Genomic DNA, 406 nt, shown 5'->3' on the forward strand with positions numbered 1-406 from the left:
GACGGCGTGCACGCCGTCGACTGGGCGGACCACCTGGCGGCCGATGGCACCCTGGCGGTCGAGTTCAGCGGCCATGGCTCGGGCATCGACAACACCCATTTCGGTGCGTTGAAGGTCAAGGATGCTATCGTCGACAAGCTGCGCAACCGCGAAGGCCTGCGCCCGTCGGTGGAAAAGATCGATCCTGACGTTCGCGTGCACCTGCGCCTGGAGCGCGGCGAGGCGATCCTGTCCCTCGACCTGTCCGGGCACAGCCTGCACCAGCGTGGCTATCGTCTGCAGCAGGGCGCCGCGCCGCTCAAGGAAAACCTGGCGGCCGCTGTGCTGATCCGCTCCGGCTGGCCGCGTATTGCCGCGCAAGGTGGCGCGCTGGCCGACCCGATGTGCGGTGTAGGTACGTTCCTGG

General features: G+C 68.0%; 1 protein-coding gene. It reads left to right on the forward strand.

The annotated features are described in order from the left end of the window. A partial coding sequence (locus tag GYA94_RS25820; RefSeq protein WP_255326998.1) for a THUMP domain-containing protein occupies positions 1-406 on the forward strand: 406 nt, incomplete at both ends.

The organism is Pseudomonas juntendi (genome assembly GCF_009932375.1).
Taxonomy (GTDB): Bacteria; Pseudomonadota; Gammaproteobacteria; order Pseudomonadales; family Pseudomonadaceae; genus Aquipseudomonas; species Aquipseudomonas juntendi.